The sequence below is a fragment of the Klebsiella sp. GB_Kp047 genome (genome assembly GCF_040065235.1).
Classification (GTDB): Bacteria; Pseudomonadota; Gammaproteobacteria; order Enterobacterales; family Enterobacteriaceae; genus Klebsiella; species Klebsiella quasipneumoniae.
Genome location: NZ_JBEAJG010000001.1, coordinates 352,258 through 366,391, shown reverse-complemented (window position 1 = coordinate 366,391; position 14,134 = coordinate 352,258). Strand labels below are relative to the sequence as shown.

Annotated in this window: 12 protein-coding genes and 1 pseudogene; 6 read left to right on the top strand and 7 right to left on the bottom strand. The window is 61.5% G+C overall.

Annotated elements, in window-relative coordinates; all coding sequences use genetic code 11:
• Positions 1-15 precede the first annotated feature (15 nt).
• The 3 genes from sufB to ABLV76_RS01780 form a co-directional block, all read right to left on the bottom strand.
• Positions 16-1,503, bottom strand: coding sequence for a Fe-S cluster assembly protein SufB (gene sufB, locus ABLV76_RS01790; RefSeq protein WP_002908877.1), 1,488 nt, complete (start codon positions 1,501-1,503; stop codon positions 16-18).
• Between the two features lie 2 nt (positions 1,504-1,505).
• Entirely contained in the window at positions 1,506-1,883 is a 378-nt protein-coding gene (gene sufA, locus ABLV76_RS01785; protein ID WP_004203089.1) for a Fe-S cluster assembly scaffold SufA, read from the bottom strand.
• Positions 1,884-2,362: 479 nt separating this feature from the next.
• A complete protein-coding gene (locus ABLV76_RS01780) occupies positions 2,363-2,560 on the bottom strand; it encodes a hypothetical protein (RefSeq protein WP_004203090.1) in 198 nt (65 codons plus the stop codon).
• Here ABLV76_RS01780 and ABLV76_RS01775 point away from each other — a divergent pair.
• Positions 2,559-2,651, top strand: a pseudogene (locus tag ABLV76_RS01775) (hypothetical protein); the annotation flags it as partial. The gene ABLV76_RS01780 and the pseudogene ABLV76_RS01775 overlap by 2 nt on opposite strands.
• Positions 2,652-2,939: 288 nt before the next feature.
• Complete coding sequence (lldD, locus tag ABLV76_RS01770) at positions 2,940-4,124, top strand: FMN-dependent L-lactate dehydrogenase LldD (protein WP_017900850.1); 1,185 nt, start codon at positions 2,940-2,942, stop codon at positions 4,122-4,124.
• A gap of 55 nt (positions 4,125-4,179) precedes the next feature.
• Here the strand turns inward: lldD and ABLV76_RS01765 are convergent, their stop codons facing one another.
• From ABLV76_RS01765 to ABLV76_RS01750, 4 genes are all read right to left on the bottom strand, one after another.
• Entirely contained in the window at positions 4,180-7,281 is a 3,102-nt protein-coding gene (locus ABLV76_RS01765) for an efflux RND transporter permease subunit (RefSeq protein WP_017900851.1), read from the bottom strand.
• Entirely contained in the window at positions 7,278-8,387 is a 1,110-nt protein-coding gene (locus ABLV76_RS01760; RefSeq protein ID WP_004203094.1) for an efflux RND transporter periplasmic adaptor subunit, read from the bottom strand. Before ABLV76_RS01760 ends, ABLV76_RS01765 begins: the two co-directional genes overlap by 4 nt.
• 74 nt (positions 8,388-8,461) lie before the next feature.
• A complete protein-coding gene (locus ABLV76_RS01755) occupies positions 8,462-9,076 on the bottom strand; it encodes a TetR/AcrR family transcriptional regulator (RefSeq protein ID WP_004203096.1) in 615 nt (204 codons plus the stop codon).
• 97 nt (positions 9,077-9,173) lie between these two features.
• A complete protein-coding gene (locus ABLV76_RS01750) occupies positions 9,174-10,169 on the bottom strand; it encodes an NAD-dependent epimerase/dehydratase family protein (protein WP_064187680.1) in 996 nt (331 codons plus the stop codon).
• Between the two features lie 96 nt (positions 10,170-10,265).
• Between ABLV76_RS01750 and ABLV76_RS01745 the strand changes: the two genes are divergently transcribed.
• The 4 genes from ABLV76_RS01745 (at position 10,266) to ABLV76_RS01730 (ending at position 14,131) form a co-directional block, all read left to right on the top strand.
• A complete protein-coding gene (locus tag ABLV76_RS01745) occupies positions 10,266-11,177 on the top strand; it encodes a LysR family transcriptional regulator (RefSeq protein WP_004203099.1) in 912 nt (303 codons plus the stop codon).
• A 157-nt stretch (positions 11,178-11,334) separates the two neighbouring features.
• Positions 11,335-12,333: an ABC transporter substrate-binding protein gene (locus ABLV76_RS01740; RefSeq protein ID WP_004203100.1), complete on the top strand. Its 999-nt coding sequence runs from the start codon at positions 11,335-11,337 to the stop codon at positions 12,331-12,333.
• The gene (locus ABLV76_RS01735; RefSeq protein WP_057215889.1) at positions 12,333-13,370 is read left to right on the top strand and encodes an iron chelate uptake ABC transporter family permease subunit; all 1,038 of its coding nucleotides are present in this window, start codon (positions 12,333-12,335) and stop codon (positions 13,368-13,370) included. The genes ABLV76_RS01740 and ABLV76_RS01735 overlap by 1 nt, the downstream gene beginning before the upstream one ends.
• Positions 13,370-14,131: an ABC transporter ATP-binding protein gene (locus tag ABLV76_RS01730; RefSeq protein WP_004203103.1), complete on the top strand. Its 762-nt coding sequence runs from the start codon at positions 13,370-13,372 to the stop codon at positions 14,129-14,131. Before ABLV76_RS01735 ends, ABLV76_RS01730 begins: the two co-directional genes overlap by 1 nt.
• Positions 14,132-14,134 lie beyond the last annotated feature (3 nt).

The window sequence follows — 14,134 nt, the reverse complement described above, 5'->3', positions numbered from 1 at the left end:
TTTTTTCCTTAATTATCAGCCGACGCTATGCTCAAGGCTAATGGCCAGCAATTTTTGCGCCTCTACGGCGAACTCCAGCGGCAGTTCGGAGAAGACGTCTTTACAGAAGCCGTTGACGATCATCGAGATGGCATCGTCTTCGCTGATCCCGCGCTGCAGGCAGTAGAACAGCTGGTCCTCACCGATCCGCGAGGTGGTCGCTTCGTGTTCCAGCTGAGCGCTGTTGTTGCGACATTCGACATAGGGGAAGGTATGCGCCCCACAGTCCGGGCCGATCAGCATTGAATCGCACTGGGTATAGTTGCGGGCATTGGTGGCGGTCGGCATGATTTTGACCAGCCCGCGATAGCTATTCTGGCTGTGTCCGGCGGAGATCCCTTTCGAGATGATGGTCGAGCGGGTGTTCTTGCCGATATGGATCATTTTCGTGCCGGTGTCCGCCTGCTGATGGCCGCTGGTCAGCGCCACCGAAAAGAATTCGCCGATCGAGTTATCGCCGCGCAGGATGCAGCTGGGGTATTTCCAGGTGATGGCCGAGCCGGTTTCCGACTGGGTCCATGACATTTTGCTGTTCTCCCCTTCGCACAGAGCGCGCTTGGTGACAAAGTTGAGGATCCCTCCGGTGTTGTTGTCCCCCGGGAACCAGTTCTGCACCGTGGAGTATTTCACTTCCGCGTCTTTATGGATGATGACCTCCACCACCGCGGCGTGCAGTTGATAGCTGTCGCGCACTGGCGCCGAGCAGCCCTCGATGTAGCTGACGTAGCTGCCTTCATCGGCCACCAGAATGGTACGTTCAAACTGGCCGGTCTTTTCGGCGTTGATGCGGAAATAGGTCGATAGCTCCATCGGACAGCGGACGCCCTTCGGCACATAGATAAAGGTGCCATCCGAAGCCACCGCGGCGTTCAGCGCGGCAAAGAAGTTGTCATTGCCCGGCACCACGGTACCCAGATACTTTTTCACCAGTTCCGGATGATCGTGGATCGCCTCGCCGAAAGAGCAGAAGATGATCCCCTGCTCCGCCAGCTTTTCACGGTAGGTGGTCGCCACCGACACCGAGTCGAATATCGCGTCCACCGCCACCTCGCGCCCTTCGCGCACCGGTACGCCCAGCTGGTTAAAGGCTTCTTCCACCTCGCTGGTCAGGAAGGTGTTGGCCCCGGTCTGCTGCACCGCGCCGGGCTCGGAGGCGCAGGTCTCATCGCAGTTGCCGCAGGAGGGGGCGGAATAGTAGCTGTAATCCTGATAATTCAGCTTATCGTAATGCGCCTTCAGCCAGTGCGGCTCTTCCATCTCCAGCCACGCCCGGTAGGCATTGAGCCGGAACTCCAGCATCCACTGCGGCTCATTGCGGCGGGCGGAGATGGCGCGAACCACTTCTTCATTAATGCCTTTGGCCAGCTCATCGGTCTGCAGGCGAGTGAAAAAGCCCTCTTTATAATTGAGCGGGCCGCCGGTCCAGGTTTTGACATCGTCTGTTGCTTCAGTATTACGCGACATAGTTACTCCGCCTGCACCCCAAAACTTTCGCCGCAGCCGCATTCGTGCTGCGCTTTCGGGTTATGAAATTTAAAGATTTCATTTAATCCTTCCCGGACGTAATCCAGCTCCGTACCGTCAATGAACGGCATCGCCTGCAGCGGCGCGTACAGCTTCGCCCCTTCAGATTCAAAGAGCAGATCGTCGGGCGCCGGCTCGGCAATCATTTCGAGCACATAGCCAAAACCGGCGCAGCCGCTGGTTTTAATACCCAGCCGTAGCCCCTTTTTATCCGGTTGCTTGCGCATCAGATCGCGAATATGCGCGGCAGCGGCCGGCGTCATGGTCAGTCCCTGCCAGCTGAAATCGGCGGGATTAAAGGTTCCTGCTTGTACTTCCATCGATAGACCTCCAGGTTGGCGCCATCAAGGCATACCGCCATGTTAGTGATAATGATTATCACTTCAACCCTTCTCCAGCAGGGGTATTGCCCCAATTAGCGCTTTTTATAAGCATAGACCCTTGCCCGGGGATTATCAGGGTGCGCAAGTTGGACCTAATCATATGATTTATAATATTTAATTCTGATATCGTTCTATCACCGCACGCAATGGCAAAGATGTATCGAAAATACCGATTTATGCGATAGCAGCAGACCACCTTCCTGATTAACCTTGTCGTAGAAACCAAAAAAGTGACGGCGTCACTAAGCAGCCATGCGCGCTGAACAGGCGCTGGCCTGCGGAATGAGAAAGCGTAAGCAGAAAGCGTCAAGGCGCAACGCTTTCGGCAGGGGGGTCGCGGCCTGGCGGGGGACGTGGCCGCGATCGGGGGGAGATAAACCGCGATAAAGCGGGTAGCCAGGAAGGCTATCGGTTGGCTAAGTTCCTTTTCTCACCAGGCGGGCGGCCTGGACAAAAACTTCATCCTCCACCCCATCCCCCTTCTGTCTGCCCAGCCGCACCAGCTCATCCACGATACTCCCCTGATTAATCTGCTTTTGGGTCGCCACTAAGCTAATGACCGCCGCGCCGATAGCCATGCCAATCAATGCCGTTTGTTCATCTTTATCTTTCATGGTGTCGCTCCGTCTGTCCTCCTCAGAAAGGCTAGCAAAAGATAGCATCTGCTCAATTTCAAAATCACCTTCTTTACACCTCCCGGAAAACGCAGGCGCCGAGCTGACCACGCTTCCTTGCTATGGCGATAGCGCAAAACGCTGTAGCACCACATCGGGTCTTTTATTTGGCCCGAATTCACGCTTTGCGGAAATAAATAAAAATAACGCGCGTGCCCAAGGCAAAAAAAAGAAATAACCATTTAAGCGACAAATCCAGTTTATTCCATTAGGGAATGGCTTGGATGCTAATATTTCATTTCCCCACCGCCTTTTAGAAGCCTATAGTTTTTTTGCCTGCAGAACATCCACTTAGGTTAAAAGACATAAGGATATAATCATGATTGTTTCAGCCCCCAGCGATTATCGCGAAGCCGCTCGTCGCCGTCTGCCACGTTTCCTTTTTGACTATATTGACGGTGGCGCGGTGGCAGAAAATACCATGAACGCTAATGCCGCCGAGCTCGCCTCGGTAGCCCTTCGCCAGCGCGTGCTGTGCGGAGCGGGTGAGCCGACGCTGGCCACCACCATCCTTGATGCCCCATGGGCGATGCCCGTGGCGCTGGGGCCGGTCGGGGCCACCGGAATGTACGCCCGCCGCGGCGAAGTCCAGGCGGCCCGCGCCGCCTCCCGCGCCGGGATCCCTTACACTCTGTCCACCGTGTCGGTCTGCTCCATTGAGGAGGTGGCGAGCCACGCCAGCGGCGCGCTCTGGTCCCAGCTGTACGTACTGAAAGATCGCGGCTATATGCGTAATGCCCTGGAACGCGCCTGGGCTGCCGGCATGAAAACCCTGGTATTCACTGTCGATATGCCGATCCCCGGCTCACGGTATCGCGATAACCGTTCAGGAATGTCCGGGCCGCACGCCACCTTGCGACAGTATCTTCAGGCCTGCACCCACCCGCGCTGGGCAATGAACGTCGGCCTGGCGGGCAGACCCCTGTCGTTCGGTAACATCGAAGCCTATACCGGCCACAAAATGACCATGGATGACTATATGGGGTTCATCAGCAACAACTTCGACCCGTCCATCGCCTGGCACGATCTGGAGTGGATCCGCGACAGCTGGCCAGGAAAGCTGATCATTAAAGGGATCCTCGATGCCGACGATGCGCGCAATGCCGTGCGGCTGGGCGCCGATGGCATTGTGGTCTCCAATCACGGCGGCAGACAGCTCGATGGCGCCATCCCCACCGCCCGGGCGCTGCCGCGGGTGGCGGATGCGGTCGGCGACGATCTGACGGTCCTTGCCGACTCCGGAGTGCGCTCCGGCGTGGACGTTATTCGCCTGCTGGCCCTCGGCGCGAAGGGAGTCCTGCTTGGTCGGGCCTATATTTATGCCCTCGCCGCCGCGGGCGAAGCGGGCGTGGCGCATCTGCTGCGCTTATTTGCCGAGGATATGAAGGTCACCATGACCCTCACCGGCGCCACCTCGCCCTCTGCCATTAGCCTCGATTGCCTCGACCGGCTGGAAAAAGATCAACAGCGCAGCCGTGCGGTCCCGGTATCCTTATCTGCCTGACGCAGCCCGGGGCCGGGCCTGACCGCGTGTCCTGGCCCGGTCCGGCAAAGGGGAATTACCCCTGAGGATCCAGCGCCGGACGTTGCGCTGCGTCAGCCGGTCGCTCAGGGCGGATGCGGAACCAGATCGCATACATGGCCGGCAGGAAGATAAGGGTCATGATGGTTCCCCCCAGCGTCCCGCCAATCAGCGTATAGGCGAGCGTCCCCCAGAAAACCGAATGCGTCAGCGGAATGAACGCCAGGATCGCCGCCAGCGCGGTCAGCAGAACCGGACGGGCTCGCTGCACCGTCGCCTCCACCACCGCGTGGAACGGATCGAGCCCCGCCTGCTGGTTATGGTGGATTTGACCAATCAGGATCAGCGTATTTCGCATCAGGATCCCTGACAGGGCGATCAGGCCCACAAGGGCATTGATGCCAAACGGCTGATTGAACAGCAGCAGCGTCGGCACCACGCCAATCAGCCCCAGCGGCGCGGTCAGGAAAACCATGACCATCGCCGACAGGGAACGTACCTGCAGGATAATGATCAGCAGCGTGAGGGCGATCATGATCGGAAATAACGGCACCATTGCCCGGGTGGCTTTGCCTGACTCCTCGATCGACCCCGCCGTCTCGATGCGATACCCCGGCGGCAGGGAGTCGATAATGGGCTGCAGCGGCTTCATCAGCGCGCTGGAGACATCCGGCGGCTGCAGGTTATCCGCGACATCTCCCCGGACGGTAATGGTCGGCGTGCGGTCGCGACGACGGAGCAGGGGTTCTTCCATCCTGACGTCGACTTCACCGATCTGCGACAAAGGAACCCGCTGCCCGCCGCTGCCTACGAGAGTGAAGTCGGCGATTTTCGCCGGGTCCAGACGGATATCGCCCGCCGCGCGGCCGATGACCTGCACCGCGCGAATATCCTCCCGGACGGTGGTAATGGGGATCCCTGACAGCAGGAACTGCAGCTGCTGGGCGACGGCCTGGGAGCTGAGCCCACTCGCCTGCAGCCGGTCCTGATTGAGGCTGAAATGCATCACCGGTACCCGCGATCCCCAGTCGCTATTGACGGTGCGCATCAGCGGACTGGCCTGCAGCACCGCTTTCACCCGATCGGCGATGTCGCGCAGGGTGTGCGGATCGGGCCCCATCACCCGCCAGGCGACTGGATAAGGCGAATAAGGGCCAAAGACCAACTGCGTGACGCGCACCCGCGCCTGCGGCGCAAGGCCATTGGCCACCGCCTCCCGCAGCCGCAGCTTAAGCGCCTCGCGCGAGGCCGGACCGTCGGTCAATACCACCAGCTTGGCAAATGAGGGATCGGGCAATTCCGGAGCCATCGCCAGGTAAAAGCGCGGCGCGCCCTGGCCGATATAGCTGGTGACAATCTTCGCCTCCGGCTGCTGCTGCAGCCAGCGCTCAATTTTCGCCGTCGCGGCGCTGGTCTGGATAATCGACGACCCGTAAGGCATCTGCACCTCAACCAGCACTTCCGGGCGGTCGGAGGTGGGGAAAAACTGCTTTTTCACCACGCTCATTCCCAGTAACGCCACCATAAACAGCACCACCACCCCGGCGGCCACGCGCCATTTGCCGGCGATAACCCGGGTCAGCAGCCGGCGGAAGCGCTGATAGCGCGGGGTGTCATACAGCGCGGCGTGGCCTGCCGCCGCGGACTTCCTCTCCGGTAACAGGTGTACGCCCAGCCAGGGGGTAAAAATCACCGCCACGATCCAGGAGGCAATCAGCGCGATACCGACGATCCAGAACACGTTGCTGGCATACTCCCCGGCGGTGGATTGCGCAAACCCGTTAGGCATAAAACCCACGGCCGTCACCAGGGTGCCGGCCAGCATGGGCGCCGCGGTGTGGCTCCAGGCATAGGCGGAGGCTTTGAGGCGGTCATACCCCTCCTCCATTTTGACCACCATCATTTCAATGGCGATAATGGCATCATCCACCAGCAGCCCCAGGGCGAGGATCAGCGAGCCGAGGGTGATGCGGTCAAAGTTTTTACCGGTGGCGGCCATCACCACGAACACCACGGCCAGGGTGAGCGGCACCGCCGCCGCGACCACCACCCCCACGCGCCAGCCCATGCTGACAAAGCACACCGCCATCACCACCAACAGAGCGACAAAAAATTTGATCATGAACTCATCGACCGCCGCGCTGATATTCACCGACTGATCGGTCACTTTGGCCAACGACATGCCGAGCGGCAGGCTCTGATTGATGCTGTCCGTTTCGGCGTCCAGCGCTTTCCCCAGCGCCAGACCATTCCAGCCCTCGCGCATCACCACCCCCAGCAGCAGCGCCGGTTCGCCCTGATTGCGGATCAGGAAGGTAGCAGGATCTTCATACCCCCGCTCAACCGTGGCGACATCGGCGAGTTTCAGCGTTCTGCCCCCGGCAATAATCGGCGTGTCGCGGATCTGCTGCAGGCGGTCGAACGCCCCGTCGAGGCGGATAAAGATCTGCCCGCCACGGGTCTCAATGGCCCCGGCGGCGGTCAGCACATTCTGATTGTTCAGCGCGGCAAAAATCGCCTCCGGCGAGAGCCCCAGGGTGGCGAGACGGTCATGAGAAAAGGAGAGATAAATGCGCTCCGCCTGTTCGCCGAGAATATTCACTTTTTTCACCCCAGGTACATGCAGCAGCTGCTGACGCAGGGCTTCGGCGTCACGCACCAGCTGCCGCGGCGGCTCTCCCCGCGCTTTCAGGGCAAAGAGGGCAAAGGTGACATCGGCGAATTCGTCATTCATCATCGGGCCGGAGACGCCGGCAGGCAGGTTTTTCGCCTCATCCCCGAGCTTTTTGCGCGCCTGATAAAACTGCTCCGGCACCTCGGAAGGCGGCGTCTGATCCTGCAGCGATAAGGTGATTAACGCCATCCCGGGACGGGTATAGGTCTCGGTGCGATCGTACCACTTCAGCTCCTGGAGCCGTTTTTCCAGCGGCTCGGCGACCTGATCCTGCATCTCCTGCGCGGTGGCGCCCGGCCAGACGGTGATGACCGTCATTTGCTTGACCGTGAAGGGCGGATCTTCCGCCCGCCCGAGCCCGAAGAAGGCCACCAGCCCGGCGACCGAGATAAGGATAATTAAAAACAGGGTTACCGACCGCTCGCGGACGGCCAGCGCGGAGAGATTAAAACGCCCGCCGCTCATGGCTGACTCCCGTCGGCATCATGCTCGCGTCGTTCCGCCAGCCGCACCGTCTCGCCCTGGTGCAGAAGATGGGCGCCCAGGGCGACGATGGGCTCCCCGGGCTTCAGCGGGCCGGTCACCCGCGCCGTTTCATCATTCAGGCCGATCACCGTCACCGGTTGCCAGGAGACGGTGGCCGGGCGCGATGCAATGCGCCAGACGCCAGGGCCGTTGCCCGGATCGTAGACCGACGCCAGGGGCACCTCCAGCACCTCGCCTGGCCCCTGGTCGCTGCTGATACGCAGGGTCACGGTTGACCCCAGCGGCGCATTCGCCAGCGCGCCGTTCAGCACATAGCGCGCTTCAAAGGTGCGGGTGGCGGCGTCAGCCGCGTCCGAAAGCAGCCGCAGGGTCGCGGTGACCGGCTGAGATTCGCTGCCATAGCGTGTCGCCAGCGCCTCGCTGCCGACCGCTGGGCGCAGCGTCTCCGGAAGCTGCACCCGCGCTTCGCGCTGCCCTGCCCGCGCCAGACGGATCACCACCTGCCCGGCGCTGACCACCTGTCCCGGCTCGGCGAGCGTTTCCACCACCACGCCGTCGGCATCCGCCAGCAGTCCGGCATAGTCGGTGGCGTTTTGCGCCACGTTTGCCTGCGCCTGGGCCGCGCTGAGATCGGCTCTCGCCGCCTCTGCCGTCGCGTTGATCTGGTCGAACTCCGCCGCCGAGACGGCGCCGCTGGCCACCAGGCCGCGATAGCGGGCCAGATCGTTGGCCGCTTTTTTGGCTCGCGCCCGCGCGGCGTCGACCGCCCGCTGTTGGGACTGCGCCTGCAAGGTTAGATCAGCCGGATCCAGGCGCAGCAGCAGTTGACCGCGCCGGACGCTCTGCCCGGTCTCAACCAGCCGGGCAAGGATTTTTCCCGATACCCGGAAGCCGAGATCGCTTTGGGTACGAGCGACCACCACGCCGGTAAAGGCCCGCGAGCTGGCCTCCGCGCGCTCGACGGTCGCCACCCGCACCAGCGGCGGCCGGGTGCGGGGATCGTCATGATCGGCAGGTTCGCCGCAGCCCGCGAGGGCCAGCGGCAGGAGGCAGACGGCAAGATGGACGGCGTTGGGCCTGAGCATGGGTCACCTTAATGAAAAGACCGGTTGGTGACTGCATTCTCAGACTAGTGACCAATAAAGTCAATGGTCACAAATCAGGGGGAGAGACTTCTCAGGATCAGGGAGGCAAGCAGCACCGCCGCGGTGGGCGCGGTGTCGAGATTGTATTGCAGCTGCACCGGGTTGATGAAAGGACACATCACCATATAGACCGCCAGGGTCGCCTCATCCAGCGGGGTTTTGCGCTCGAACTCACCCGCCTGGCGGCCTTCGACCAGGATTTGACCAATCAGCTGCTGCAGATGACCGGCATACTGCTCCGTTGAGGGCCATTTATCGCGCGCCGCGACGGCGGCGATGTCGTACAGTTTGCGATCCTCGAAAAACAGTTCACTGCCGGCCTCGGTCAGCGCCCGGAACAGGCGGCGCAGCTTCTCGCTGGCGGAGGGTGCATCGGCGATGGCCTCGCTGACGGCCACCATGATCTTCTCCAGCCGGCTGGCGCAGATTGCCTCGCCAATCGCCTGCTTGGAGTCAAAAAACTTGTAGATATAGGCTTTGGAAAAGCCTATTGCTTTGGCGAGATCGGTGACCGTGGTCTTTTCATAGCCATAGCGACTGAAGTGCGCCATGGCCGCGTCAAGAATCTGGTCCCGAACGCTGTGGTCAACGGGGCCACGGCTTGCTGGGGTGGGGGTATTTTTCGTCATCCGTTTAGCTTAATGCGATCGCTATCGTTTGACAACGAGTGACGTTATTATGATTTGGTCACAATAACGCCCCACCCTCCTCACCTCTCTCGCCGCGTTATGCCTCACGCGCCTCATGGTTAATCGCGCCGGCGGGCAGACAGCCCAGGCCTTGCAGCGTCAGATGCACGGCACGATCGAGCGGGGTATGCGGCTCCGCGCCTAAAAAAGCCACCAGCTTATCGTTGCGCAGGCGTACCGGTAGACGCCAGAGATAGTGCATCTCGACCATTTCGCGCAGGGTGGCGTTGAAGGGCGCCGCCAGCTTCACCAGCCACCAGGGAAAGGACTTCACTACCGCCCTGCCGCCATAGCGGGCGACCACCCGCTGGATCGCCTGGCTCATTTCGCTGCCGTCCGGGTCCCAGTGGCCCTGCATATGAAAGCGGGCAAACGGCTCAAGCTCATGCCTGCGGGCCAGCAGCGCGGCGATGGTGGCGGCAACGTCGGGCAGCCAGGCCCACTGATGCCCCACGCCGATCGCCCCTGGTAGGCTGATAGTCCGGGGAAGCTGACCTGGCTTGACCAGCCCCTGGGAAAACCAGTTATTTCCGGCGCGCGGACCAAAATAATCGCCCGCCCGGACAATCAACGCCCTGCCGCCGCGCTGTACGTAATCCTCCAGCGCCTGCTCCATTTCCACCCGGATGGCGCCTTTGCGGGTCACCGGCCGTTGCGCGGCAGCTTCAGCAATCAGCGGAAAGGCATCCGGTCCATAGTTGTAGACCGTGCCGGGCAGGACAACTAACGCCCGCTGCTGGGCGGCGGCCTGCAGGGTGTTGCGCAGCATAGGTAGTACCTGCTGCCGCCAGTGCCGGTAGCCCGGCGGATTGACCGCATGGACGATCACGTCGCAACCGGCAGCCGCCGCCGCCACCTGCCCGGCATCCAGCGCGTCGCCGGCAATCCACTGCATGCCCTCTTCGGGCCCATGAAGCTGGGCGCCGCGCTTCAGCGCCCGAACCTGCCAGTTGTCCGCCGCCAGCCGACGCGCCACTTCCCCGCCTATGCCCCCGCTTGCTCCCAAAATCAGGACTTTGCCGCTGCTGTTCATCGTCTTTCCCCGTTCGCTAATGGATGCTTGACAGCCTACCTGCGGCTCATATCAAATGAAATTGCATACCATCATCGAGCGGCTATACATTTTTGTATGAATACCTCTATTCCCTGGGAGTGGTACCGAACCTTTCTCGCCGTCCTGCAGGAAGGCTCTTTATCGGGCGCATCGCGCACCCTGAACATCACTCAGCCGACGGCGGGTCGCCATATCGCCGGCCTGGAGGCCGCCCTCGGCCAGGCCTTATTTACCCGCTCGCAAACCGGCCTGCTGGCGACCGACGCGGCGCTGGCGCTGCAGGCGCACGCCGAGACAATGGCCAACACCGCCCGGGCGCTGGAACGCACGGCGGCTAACTTTAGTCGCGACAGCACCGATCTGCGTGGCGTGGTGCGGGTGGCCGCCAGCGAGGTGGTCGGCGCCGAGGTGCTGCCGCCGCTGATTGCCCGGCTCAGGCAAGCGTGCCCGAGTATCGTCATCGAACTGATGCTCTCCAATCGGTTTCAGGATCTGCTTCACCGGGAGGCGGATATCGCGGTGCGGATGGTCGCTCCGCAGCAGGAGCAGCTTATCGCGCGGCGTCTCGGCAGGATCGAGCTTGGGCTGCATGCTACCGATGCCTATCTGACCCGCCAGGGTCGGCCCGCTACGCCTGAGGAGCTTGACGGCCACGCGCTGATTGGTTTCGACAGCGCCACCCCCCTCGTTCGCCGGGCTCTTGAGCGCTATCCCCGTTTTCAGCGCGAGGCCTTCGCGATGCGCACCGATAGCGACCTCGCCCAGCTGAACCTGATCCGCGCCGGGGCAGGGATCGGCATCTGCCAGGCGCCCCTCGCCGACGGCATTATTCCCCTGCAGCGAGTGCTGGCGGCCGACTTTTCTCTGTATCTCGATACCTGGCTGGTGATGCATGAGGACCTGCGCCATAGCCCCGCCTGTAAGCGGGTATTTAATTTCCTCGCCGAGGGGTTGCAGACGTATATTCGCGGCCCTCTGGCGCGCTGACCCACCCGCCTCGCGGGTAATCCCTTCCCTGCTGAAATAGTCACTCATTGACACTGTAAATACGGCATTGTATAAAACCCCGCCCCAATAATGAGTTTCATTTGCATTACTCCCATTTACTGGTCATTTACTCGCCTGTTTACAAGGATAGCGTTTAATGAAGAAGGTCCTCTGCGCGTTAGGCTTGATGTTCACCGCCGTCAGTTCCGGGCTGGCAACAACCTACCCCCTGACGATTGAAAACTGTGGCTATCAGGAGACCTTTACCCGGCCGCCGGAGCGCGTGGTCGCGCTGGGGCAAAATACGGTCGAAATCCTGCTGCTGCTTGGGCTGCAAAAGCAGGTGGTGGCCAGCGCCTTCTGGCCGACTACGGTATTACCGCAGCTGGCTGAGCAAAACGCGAAGATTAAAACCCTGACGGTGGAAATCCCGAGTCTGGAATCCGTGCTGGCGCAAAATCCCGATTTCGTTCCCGCCCAGTTGCCGCTGCTGCTGGGGCCGGAAAGCAAAGTCGCCAGGCGTGAAGATCTTGCCACCGTTGGCGTGAACAGCTACGTGTCGCCGGGGATGTGCGCCACCAAAAAGGCTACCGGCGATATGTACGGCAGCCGGCAGAAGCTGTGGGACATGACCTGGCTGTATCAGGAAATTAGCGATTTCGCCCGCATTTTCAACGTCGAAGATCGTGGCCAGGCGCTGATCGCCGATTTCAAAAAACGTGAAGCCGACCTGCGTCAGGAGTTCGGTAAAAGCAAAAAAGATCTCTCCTTCGTCTTCTGGTTCTCCAGCGCCTCGCCATCGGCCGATGCCTATGTCGGCGGTAAAAACAGCGCCTCCGGCTTTATCGCCAACGTGCTGGGCGGTCATAATGCGATAACCTCCGAGACCGAGTGGCCCACGGTGAGCTGGGAGAGCATCATTGCCGCCAACCCGGATGTGATCGTGGTCTCGAGCCTGGATCGTAACCGCTGGGCGCTGGATAAGGCCGAGGAGAAGATTAAATTCCTCAAAAGCGATCCCGCCGTCAGCCAGCTGGAGGCGGTGAAAAAAGGCCATATCGTGGTGATGGACGGCCAGGCGATGAATCCGACCATCCGCACCCTTTACGGCGCGGAGCAGGTGGGCGAACAGCTGAGAAAAATGGGGCTTAACTGATGAGCGCCGCCGTGCTTCAGACGCGCCGCAGCATGCTGCTCACCGGTTGGTGTGTCGTCGCCGTGTTCGTGCTGGCGCTGGTGATTGCGGTGGGCGTCAGCGTCGGCGAACTGCCCATCCCGCTGCAGAACGTCTTTTACGCTATCAGCAATAAAACCGGCTTAACCGCGGTGCCTCTCAATCGTATCTCCGAGAGCGTTATCTGGGATTTCCGCCTCAGCCGGGCACTGGTCGCCGCCTGCTGCGGCGCCGGCCTCGCTATCTGCGGCGCCGTGCTGCAAAGCCTGCTCAAGAACGCCCTCGCGGAACCTTACGTCCTCGGCGTCTCCGCCGGGGCCTCCACCGGCGCGGTATCGATTGTGGTGCTGGGCCTTGGCGCCGGGGCGATCTCCCTCTCCGCCGGGGCGTTTGCCGGAGCCTTCGCCGCCTTCGCCTTTGTTGCCTTTCTGACAAACGGCGCGCGCGGCGGCAATGAGCGCACCATCCTGGCGGGCGTCGCCGCCTCGCAGTTATTTAACGCCCTCACGGCCTACACCATCAGCACCTCCGCCAGCGCGCAGCAGGCGCGCGATGTGATGTTCTGGCTGCTGGGCAGCTTCAGCGGCGTCCGCTGGCCCGAATTCCAGCTGGTTCTGGTGGTGGTCCTCGCGGGCCTGGCGGTCTGCCTGTGGTATGCCCGGGCGCTGGACGCGTTCACCTTCGGCGACGATGCCGCCGCTTCGCTGGGCATTGCCGTGCCGCGCGTGCGCCTGATTCTCTTCACCACCGCGGCGGTGATTACTGCCACCATCGTCAGCATGGCCGGCTCGATCGGCTTTGTCGGCCTGGTGGTGCCGCACGTGATGCGCTTCTTCTTTGGCCCGCTGCACCGGACGTTGCTGATCGCCAGCGCGCTGGCGGGGGCGATCCTGATGGTGCTGGCGGACATTGCCTCGCGCCTGCTGATTGCCCCGCAGAGTCTGCCGGTCGGAGTGGTGACCGCCCTGGTTGGGGTGCCTTTCTTTGCCGTGATTATCTACCGCTCAAGGAATAAGTGATGAGTATTTGCGCTGAAAATATCACCTGGAAGGCAGGCAAAAAGGTCATCGTCAATAATGTCTCGCTGCGGGTGTCGCGCGGCGAAACGGTGGGTCTGCTGGGCCCCAACGGCTGCGGCAAATCCTCGCTGCTGCGGGTTCTGGCGGGCCTGCGCCGCCCGGATGCGGGTCGCGTCACCCTCGACGGCCACGACATCGCCCGGATGGCGAAAAAGCAGCTCGCCCGCCGGGTGGCGTTCGTCGAGCAACACGGCATGACCGAGGCCAATATGCGGGTGCGCGACGTCGTGCGGCTGGGACGTATTCCGCACCACTCGCCGTTCTCCAACTGGAGCGCTCAGGATGACGAGGCGGTCACCGCCGCGCTGCAGCGGGTGGCGATGCTGGAGAAAAGCGACCAGGGGTGGCTGAGCCTCTCCGGCGGCGAGCGGCAGCGGGTGCATATCGCCCGCGCGCTGGCGCAGAACCCGAGTGAGATCCTGCTGGATGAACCTACCAACCATCTGGATATTCACCATCAGATGCAGCTGATGCAGTTGATCAGCGAACTGCCGGTGACCAGCATTGTGGCCATTCACGATCTTAACCATGCCGCGATGTTCTGCGATTCGCTGATCGTGATGCAGCAGGGGCAGATCCTCGCCAACGGGACGCCGGAGGAGATTTTGTCCGAAGCGCTGCTGTGGGACGTTTTCCGGGTGAAAACCAAAATCGAGATCTCCCCGTACCACGGTAAAAAGCACATTCATTTCATCGTTTAGGTT